At 32.2% G+C, this 9785-nt stretch carries 9 protein-coding genes; 6 read left to right on the top strand and 3 right to left on the bottom strand.

Translation table 11 applies throughout. The features are described 5' to 3' along the window. Positions 1 to 38 precede the first annotated feature (38 nt). The 6 genes from ACJMLH_RS10165 (at position 39) to ACJMLH_RS10140 (ending at position 4956) form a co-directional block, all read left to right on the top strand. The gene (locus ACJMLH_RS10165) at positions 39 to 1169 is read left to right on the top strand and encodes a hypothetical protein (RefSeq protein WP_405277326.1); all 1131 of its coding nucleotides are present in this window, start codon (positions 39 to 41) and stop codon (positions 1167 to 1169) included. A gap of 5 nt (positions 1170 to 1174) precedes the next feature. Beyond that, on the top strand, positions 1175 to 2035 hold the full coding sequence (locus tag ACJMLH_RS10160; RefSeq protein ID WP_405277324.1) for a hypothetical protein: 861 nt from the start codon (positions 1175 to 1177) through the stop codon (positions 2033 to 2035). Between the two features lie 10 nt (positions 2036 to 2045). Beyond that, positions 2046 to 3068, top strand: coding sequence for a hypothetical protein (locus tag ACJMLH_RS10155; RefSeq protein WP_405277322.1), 1023 nt, complete (start codon positions 2046 to 2048; stop codon positions 3066 to 3068). A 2-nt stretch (positions 3069 to 3070) separates the two neighbouring features. Then, the gene (locus ACJMLH_RS10150) at positions 3071 to 4039 is read left to right on the top strand and encodes a hypothetical protein (protein WP_405277320.1); all 969 of its coding nucleotides are present in this window, start codon (positions 3071 to 3073) and stop codon (positions 4037 to 4039) included. Positions 4040 to 4047: 8 nt separating this feature from the next. Next, entirely contained in the window at positions 4048 to 4314 is a 267-nt protein-coding gene (locus ACJMLH_RS10145) for a transcriptional regulator (protein WP_405277318.1), read from the top strand. A gap of 126 nt (positions 4315 to 4440) precedes the next feature. Continuing rightward, entirely contained in the window at positions 4441 to 4956 is a 516-nt protein-coding gene (locus ACJMLH_RS10140; protein ID WP_405277316.1) for a hypothetical protein, read from the top strand. Here the strand turns inward: ACJMLH_RS10140 and ACJMLH_RS10135 are convergent. The 3 genes from ACJMLH_RS10135 to ACJMLH_RS10125 all read right to left on the bottom strand — a co-directional run bounded on the left by ACJMLH_RS10135 (position 4953) and on the right by ACJMLH_RS10125 (position 9426). Next, positions 4953 to 5900 carry a hypothetical protein gene (locus ACJMLH_RS10135; protein ID WP_405277314.1) on the bottom strand — a complete coding sequence of 316 codons (948 nt, stop codon included), beginning with the start codon at positions 5898 to 5900 and terminating at the stop codon, positions 4953 to 4955. The two genes, ACJMLH_RS10140 and ACJMLH_RS10135, sit on opposite strands and share 4 nt — an antisense overlap. 117 nt (positions 5901 to 6017) lie before the next feature. Further along, entirely contained in the window at positions 6018 to 6974 is a 957-nt protein-coding gene (locus tag ACJMLH_RS10130; RefSeq protein ID WP_405277312.1) for a restriction endonuclease, read from the bottom strand. Between the two features lie 43 nt (positions 6975 to 7017). After that, positions 7018 to 9426, bottom strand: coding sequence for an Eco57I restriction-modification methylase domain-containing protein (locus tag ACJMLH_RS10125; protein ID WP_405277310.1), 2409 nt, complete (start codon positions 9424 to 9426; stop codon positions 7018 to 7020). Between the last annotated feature and the right edge of the window lie 359 nt (positions 9427 to 9785).

The raw sequence follows: 9785 nt of genomic DNA, 5'->3' as shown, positions 1-9785 counted from the left end.
GACGTTAAAGGCAATCACATATATGAGGTGAGTGTTTAATGCAAGACCAAATAGTTTTATTGGAACAAAGAAAAGAAGTCACAACATTTTTACTCGATGATGGAGATGTAACATCAAAAGATGTCGTTACAGAAACAGGCCAAAGCATAGGCTATGACTATACAAACAAATTATATCCTGAAGATGCTGTTACAATCTCAGACAAATCAGAAATCGGAAAAGAAATGGTAAAGAAATATACAGGCGGTAATGATGAAATACCAATCGGTATTGTCGTTAATGACCCAACAGTAATGGATAACGGCCAAAGAAAAGCTAGTGTGTTAGTGTTAGGACAACTATACAGGCTCAAACTAGCCAGCGGCATAACAGATATTTCACCAGCTGACAATATTGCATTAGGTGAAAACGGTGCTGTTAAAGATACTTCAGGTGAATACTTGGCCTTGCATCCAGTAGAAGATTCTGACGAATACAAATATATTAATTGTTTTAAATTAGCTAGCGGAAGTGCTGGCGATACTGGTGCGAAAGGTGACACAGGTGACACCGGACCGGCAGGACCTAAAGGCGATACTGGAGATACAGGTGCAGCCGGTGAAACTGGAGCTACCGGTTCAAAGGGAGATACTGGCGATACGGGAGCAACAGGCGAGAAAGGAGATACTGGAGAAACAGGTCCAAAAGGTAATACTGGCGATACTGGTGCGAAAGGAGATACCGGAGATGATGGTGAAAGTATTGATGTATATAAAGACTCAGCACACAGGCAGATAATATTTTCCGGTGCAAACACAGAGGTCACTTTATATTTTGATGATATAACTGGTCCCAAAGGCGATACTGGAGCTACAGGGGCTACTGGCTCCACAGGTGAAACAGGAGCCAAAGGGGATACTGGGGATACTGGATCAACCGGTGAAACAGGCCCTAAGGGAGACACCGGAGATACAGGTGAAAAAGGTGATACTGGTGATACCGGTGCTAAGGGAGATACTGGAGATACTGGTGCAACCGGACCGGTTAATCTTGCAAGCTCACTGGATACAACAGATACAACAAATGCCATTAAGAATGCACCGGTAGCTACAGCTATTGAAAACCTGCAGACTAGTATTGGAACAATAACATCCACACAAACATCAAATCTTAACCTGCTGGGGAGCTGATTAACATGACTTTTACACCTCCAGACTTTTCACAGATTCTGGCCAATGAACAGACAATGAACTCCAGATTGACAACATTAAGAAGTAATCTAAGGACAGGTTTGACAAATGCCGGAATCAGCTATAGCCAATCCGACACAATTAATCAGCTGATTGACAGGTATGAGATTCTCCCGATATTTCAGACAGACGTTAATGTCAATCCGCAGACTGCAGGAAAACTTGGAACATTATACAAGATGGCCAATATCAGCGCTGCAGCATGGTCAGGTGCCAGTAATGGAAATTATCATGTTACCTATACAAATGATACTACTCAAGACCAGTTCGAGGAGAACGGCTGGTATTATACGGCTACATTCGGCAAATTCAACACAACACCAGGAACATATTATTATGGAGACTGTGAAGGATGGAAAATCGAATCACAGTTCAAAATAACTGATGGATGGAACGGACTGATGGGAATCGGATTCATGGTAGATGCAAACTACAGCAAATCAGGTTTAATCAAAGATTATAACCAGGACGGATACACCGGAGTATTTATAGGTTCTATTGGAGGATACCCTGGAATTTTCTCATTGGATAACGGCTGGGGAGTAACAAAGGACAAGGTACGGGATTCTAATCATGCATTTGCCGGAGGTACAATGGTGCTTGAAAAAACGGATGACTATTATTTGTCATACCTGTTCAAGGACACAAACGGTAATGTTCTGATTTCCGGAACATTTGATCCTGGTGATGTGTGGAATTCGGATGAGATAGTCTTTGGAGCATACGGATCAGACGGCTACAAATCAAACAGTCATACAACATGCCTGACAAAAGGAACTAAGATATATTATGAACCGGAATTATGAGGTGTTAAATGTGAGTATAGCAAGCAATGTCATTTTGGAAAACACAAGGCTTGGAGCTGTCAGAACCAAGTTAAGGAATAAATTAACTGAATATAATATCTGGTGGGATAATACTCTCACAATATTTGAACTTGCAGAAAGACTCATGCTGATGTTTGGAGTAGCTATAGTAAGCACTGTAAAATCAGATACAATCACACCAGGCGGATTTGAATACAGCGTAACATTACAGGATTCAGGAGTTCCTGTCGACTGGTGGATTAATGGAGTTCACAGTGTTGTTAGAACAGATTCCAATGGAAAGTCCGCCGTTACTGTGCCATATGTTCAGGATGCAACAGGAACAGTAGTCAGTAAAGTCGGAAGAAAAGCAGCTATTGACATTAACTATACATGCGTTCCGTTTGCAAGCTTTGAAGACAATGCATGGGATTACAATACCGGAAGCTATGACATTATCAAATATCCATCAGACATTTCACACACTTTCAATATTAGTAGTGTGGATTATACTGAAGTGTATAATCTAACCAAAGATGTAGGAAGCGGAAATGTTGTAATGGCAATACCTAAAGTATACTCTAATGGTATTGGCGGAAGCAATGGAATACATATTTCAGTCGGATTGTACCAGAAAAAGGACAGCAATCAGGGCTGGGGAGATGCAATAGCACTGGTCAATTCAAAATCATTAAGCCATTACAGGGATACAAAGATTCTGGAACTTGGAGCATATCCCAGCAAGAAAGGACTGAAATATTCAACATCCGATCATGTAGTAAGGGATGTTAATGTGGCAACCGGACAATTGACTTTGGATTCACAACAGTATTATTTTGACTTGTATTATGATAACGGATATGTTAAAGCAACAATAAGACACGGAAGTACAAATGATTTCACATATGAAGCAGACATAAGCGATAAGATAACATTCGATACTTTCTATCCGGCAATAATGATTTATGATGCCGGAGGACACATTCAATGGGAAAGTGTAAATATTGAACCATGGACATATGAGGAGGAATAAAAATGGCCGATACAGAATGGATTGCAATCGGAAGAGTAGTGGGAGAAAAAGGCGATACCGGTGATGCATTCACATATGATGATTTTACGCCGGAACAATTAGCTAGTTTGAAAGGCGAAACCGGGGATACCGGACCGGCAGGACCTAAAGGTGATACAGGTGAAAAAGGAGATAAGGGCGATACTGGTGCGAAAGGTGATACAGGAAACAAAGGCGAGACTGGAGCAACTGGAGAGAAAGGAGAAACTGGAGCTAAGGGAGATACTGGAGACACAGGACCTGCTGGAGATACTGGACCGGCCGGGGCGACTGGCGACACCGGAGCTACTGGTGTGGGTACTACTATTAAAGGTTCGTATAATACTTACCAGGAACTGATAAATGCACATCCAACAGGTAATGACGGCGATAGCTATTTGGTAAACGGTTCCCTTTATGTCTGGCTTGATAATGCTTGGGAAAATGTAGGAACCATAAAAGGAGACAAAGGTGATACTGGAGATACCGGACCCCAAGGTGTTAAAGGTGATACCGGAAACACAGGGCCAACAGGTGCTACCGGTGCAACAGGTTCAACTGGGCCTAAAGGAGATACTGGCGATACAGGAGCTACAGGTGTTGGCAGTGATGAGGAAGCCGGATGGAAACTGCCTGTTGATGAGATATTGACTACAAATACACTGCCCACAGGTGTTAGTGCAGGTTATCGTGTAGCTATTGTTACCAGTTCTGTCATGGCCATTAAAGAGTATAACGGAAGTTCATGGGATAGCGAAAGTCTTGACCCGTACAGTGTAATTCCATTGAAGCATTCCGGAGGAATACAGATGTATCTGGCAAAATCAACAGGGCCAGTATACATGGGAGTTGATTATGGAGTCTTTGGAAAATTCCGCTTCATGACACAATCAGCATATGATGCATTAAGCAGCTATGATAATGATACAATTTATTTTGTTAGAAGTTCATAAGTGATAGTATGGAATTGTCAGATGAAATGTTAACGGAAATCAGCTATGTGAAAATATCACAATATAGGACTAAAGTAATGAAGTCTTTAGATGGTGATGTTAAAATACCAACGGCCATTGCTAAGGATTCAAAGATTAGGCCAAATCATATCTCAAAAGTTCTATCAGAATTGAAGGCGCATGAACTTGTTGAATGCATTAATCCGGAAGTTAGAAAAGGTAGACTGTATAGATTAACTGATAAAGGTGATGTTTTAGTTAAAAATTTAGAATAGCTAATATTGCATGCTTTTGGTTATATTCATAGAGTAAATTTTAAATTAAATTTAAATTAGGAGTTTAATTTAAACAAATAAAAGATTTATATTATATGTTCTAAAAATTATGATGTTGGTGATAATATGAAATCTAAATTTTCTCCAAGATTTGTTATTAGGGATTTTTTTAAATTTCATAAAAATGATAAGGGTAAAATAATTGGTATTCCTTTAGTTATTTCATGTATCTTAATATTTTTTGTGAATTTTAACATGGAATTAGTTAATATCTTATTAGTATCATTATCTATCTTCATAGGTTTTTTATTAAATTTAATGTTGCTTTCATTTAATTTAAAAGATAGTGATGCCAAACCAACAGAAATTAATAGAGTGGAGTGGAATATTAAAAATTTTTTAATTGAATATCATGTTACAATTTCCTTTGAAATTTTAGTTACAATAGCATTAGTTATAATTCTTTTATTGGCTGCATTATTGCATAAAAATTTGCTATTTTTATTACCGATTGATTTGATATTCTGGATTAAGATGTTATTTAATTTCATCATTATTTTTTTAATGTCATTATTCTTTTTAGTGATATTTAGAGTGTTGAAATTTGGTTTTGTTTTAATTAAATATCATCTGGAAAATTAGTTTGGAGCCCTAAAAATATCATCTGCATATTCTTTACCTTTTTTATGTATTGACTCAAATGTTCTATGACCATCATCACCATCATCTAGTTCATCTGTAATATCTCTAGCTGGAACCGCATTTTCAAGCTTATTAATAGTGAATGTTCTTTCAGAACCATTTAAATCAATTTCTAATTTTATATCTTCTGTTTCTAAATTATTTCCAATAATGTCATTATATTCTTTAGATTCTTCAGATTTATTTTTAATTAATTTTTTTATTTTTTCAATAATTGGCTTTCGATTATCTTTATTGATTTGAATTTTCAATTCTACATATCCTTCTTCGGGTTCATATCCATCCAATATATCTAATTCATCAACAGGAAGAGTATTTGATAAAAAACGAATTCTTTTTAAAACTCCTTGATTGAGATAAGTATTAATTATTTTTTCAGGTAAAAAAGATTTTAATTCTAATTTTAGATTAGTATTTGACTGTTCAGTTATGAATGTTCTAAACCATTCTTCAAAAAGAGTTTTAATACCATCAGTACCTTTACTTTCTAGAATTAGTAATCCTTGCTTACTATTTTTTGGAATTTCTATATAAAAGTAATATGGAGTTAAAATTGATTGATCTTTGGTAATAGTTAATTCTTCGGTATTCTCATTAATATTTCTCACAGGATATTCTGCACCTGACGTTCCATATAAAAATTCTCCAAAAAATATATTCTTATTATCTACATTAAAATCTTTAATGTACAATACTTTATTATCTTTAATAAAATTAGAACCTTCTTTGTTATCACTTAAAAATTTGAATAATAATTCCATTATTGATTTAGGTTGTGAATCTGGTTGTAATGAACCATAATTTATTTTATCTAAAATCACGTGTTCATTGATTTGTGTGTTCAAAAGTATGATATTATATGTTGATAAATTTATTTTAACCATTTGTCTTCTCACCATTTTTAGATTATATTTGTAGTATTTTTAGACAGAATTCTAAAAACTATTTTTCCATTAATTATATTAAAATCATTATTATTTCTTAAACTAAAATAATATTCTTTATTCCTCTTCAAAGAAATCTCTATCAATTTTTTTAATTGAGAAATTGTGTTCTGTGGAAACTCCTAATCCATATTCAATCATTAATTTTGTTAATTTTTCACCATCTATTAAAATAATTTTAGCTGAAGATTCATTAGCAACATCAATAGCTCCTTTAGTAAAAGAAGATGTTGTTATAAATACTCCTTTAGGATTATTATGTTCAACAGTCCATGCAAAATTTTTCATAGTTTCATTAGAAATTTTATTTTCTTTTTTGTGTCTTTTTGCTTGGATATGAATTTGACTTAATCCTAAAACATCTTCATCAATTATTCCATCTATTCCACCATCGTTTGTATATTTGGTTACATGTCCAGATTTTTCATCTAATCCACCATAACCCATTTTAATTAATAATTTAACAACCAAATCTTCAAAAAATCTTGGTGAATTATTCATTATTGTTTCATATAACTCATCTGCTAATTGGTTATTAATAATATCGATTTGGTTTTGAATAATTTCTTGAGGAGATAAATCTTCACCATCATTACCGGGTTCAACATTTGTTTCAGTAGAATCATCGGTTTTGTGAATAAATGTTTTGAAATTCTCAAAAAGTTCTTTATATTCTTTATTATCATTTGATTTTTCTTTTAGGATACTAAAAATAATTGGCCGAGTCAATCTTTCATGGTTTTGACTTAAAACTTCCAAACCCAATTCTGTAATTTTAAGATGGGCATATTCAGTGCTCTGTAAAAATCCTGCTTTTTTTAATGTTGATCTAGCCCAACCCGTACGATTTGACATCCTTAACTGTCCAGAAGATATTTTTTCATTCCTATCCTCATCTGATAAATTAAAATAATCTTCTAAATATTCTCTAGTTTCTTTAGCGCTTTTTTCTGTACCGTCCTTTGAAAATTCAAGAATTGGCAACATTAATTCATGATATTTTGGAACAACCATATATTTTTCCCCTTCATTCTTTTTATTACACTAAATAATATTTTTAAATACTTGTTTCAATAAGTGTTATTTCTTCGTCTGTTAAACCATACAATTGATATACAATTGAATCTATTTTCTTAGTTTCTTCAGTTGTGTCTTCGTCATTTATTCTTTTTGTTAAGATACTATCTACTAAATTAACTATCTCTTTTTCGACATCTAAATCTGCTTTTTTAATAGGAATCATAAAGGAATTAATGTTTGCAGGCTCATATTTCATACTAGATCCGTGATATGAGAAACCATATTCTTTATAATAAAAACTGGCTAGTGACGAATTCAAAATGCCTAACACATATTTTAAATTCATTTTTTTAGAGATAATTGCAGTATTAGTTCCTTTTATAATATGTTTGCTATTATCATAAGCAAAACTATTAATTGAAGCAGTACGTGGGGATAATAATTTTTCATTTGAAGATTTATATTTATCCAAATTACGAGGATTTGGGAATTCCCACCATTTCTTTTTTGAAGTATCTAGTTTAGGGTAAAGATAATTGAATAAATTAGGGCAATCTGTTTTGAAATCTTCTTCATTCTTAAATAATTTATTCACAATGATCCAGTAATCCCCCTCTTCTTTAAGATAGTATTGCTGAATATTTGATGCTTTGTAGATACATGGGAATACACAATCTTTTTCTAATTTATTTAATCTGTTAATATCTCCTTTTTTAATAATAAATTGTTTTGATAAATCAACATTAGGTTGAAATCCTCCAAATACATTAAAAAATGATTTGTTATTTAAAAATATGAAATTATCATCTACATTAGATAAAATATTTTCCACAATATAATGATAAAATTGCCAACGAGTATCATATAATAATTTTTTTGAAAGTGATTTAATTTTTACATTATAATCATTGAAATTATAAATATTACTTGGGAACATACTATATTTATCTAAAAATGAGTTCACCCTGTTATCTTCATGTTCATCCAGTTCGCATAAAAGAAACTCATCACCATTGTTTTTTTCAAATAATAAAATTAAAGAATTTGTCCCAATTTCTTCATAATCATTTTTAAAAACTTTATATTCAGGGTGGAATTTAAAAATACTAATGTTTCCAGTATTATCTAAAAAGTAATCTCTGAAATCATTAACAACATATAACCATTCTTGAGGAATAATAAAGGACAAACAACCATTATTTTTTAGAGAATGCAATGATTTAACTAAAAAGAACATGTACAAATTTGGTTGAGCATCTTTATGATTTGGTCTGCATTTATATTTTAAATCAAGGTAATGCCCATCTTCAAAAATTTCTCTATCGTCAATTTCGGACCAAGATACATATGGAGGATTACCAATTACAATATCAAAGCCATAATTATCCTTTGGGAAAATTTCAGAGAATTCTAATTCCCATAATGTAAATGGTTTAGAATTTACCTCTCTAAATTCAGAAATTTCTTCAATTTTTTCTTTATTGCCAGATTCTTTCAGAGTTTCAAAAATAAAATTCCATTTAATATTTTCAATTTCAGATTTGAGTCTAATTTTATCTAAAGGACTTTTTTCATTAAAATATTCTTGTTTTTTCTTTTCTAATTTTAGAAATTCGATTTCAGAATTTTTGGTTGTTAAAGTTGTTTGAACATTAGCATTAATTAAATCTTCATCAAAAAGTTTTATACCTTTAAAAGAATCAACTAATGAATTACCACAGATTACATGATTATCTAGATTAGGTAATGGTCTTATAGAATCAATACTATCTTCATCAACAACTAAAGATAACCAAAATCTTAATTTTGTTATTTCTGTTGCAGAATAATCTATATCAATACAATATAAAGACTTTTCAATAGTGTCTTTTTTAAGTTCATAAAAATTAATATCGTCCCAACTTGATAATAACAATAATATTTGTCTAGCTTTTACAATTTCATTCATCATACCTACAGGAAATGCACCTGAACCAACAGCAGGGTCAATAATTTTTACATTTTCAAGTAATTTATCAATTTCTTTTGAGTTAGACATGATAGATTCTGGTAAAAGAATTTTAGAATATTGGTGCCCATTATATTTTTTCTTTTCTTCATTAACCCTAATAATGGAATTGACTGCATTATCACCTTTTTTAATGAATGTGGATATATCTTCTTTTGGTATATCCAAATTGTTATTTAAATATGAAATTAAACTTTCTTGACACATTTGGTGGACAATATTACGAGGAGTATAAAAAGCACCCATTGATTTTCTATCTTTCACTTCAAGTAAATTCTCAAATACTTTGCCTAGCATTTCAGGATCAACAGCTACTTCTTTTTCTAATGGTTCATCCTCTTTAATTGTGAAATTAAATTTATCAAAAGTATCTAATATTTCTTTAAATATAGAATCTTCGAGGGTTAAATCTGTTCTAATCCAGTCATAATTATTCATAGGTTCAAATAATCCTCCATTAAGGAATGGAACCTTAAATTTAAATTGAGAAAAATGGTAATCCATTACAGGTTCGCAAAAACCTTGATAAAATAATGGTTCAAGAATATCATTGAAAAAATTTTTATAATCTCCATAATTTTTATCAAATAATCTTCTTAAAAAGTTTTTTGGCCCTTTGCCCCATTCTTCATCATAGTCACAACCTAACCATCCTTTTTTTTGTAAGAAAGAGGCTGACTCATAATTTTTGTGTTTAAATTTTTTTTCTTATTTTATTATCCTTTAATTTTATATACTAGGAAGTACAATCTATTATTAGAGTTAATTAACTTTTTGGTTGTGTTTTTTATGGTTTT

The sequence above is a fragment of the Methanobrevibacter sp. genome (assembly GCF_045116495.1).
GTDB lineage: Archaea > Methanobacteriota > Methanobacteria > Methanobacteriales > Methanobacteriaceae > Methanocatella.
This window is presented reverse-complemented; position numbering and strand designations above follow the sequence as displayed.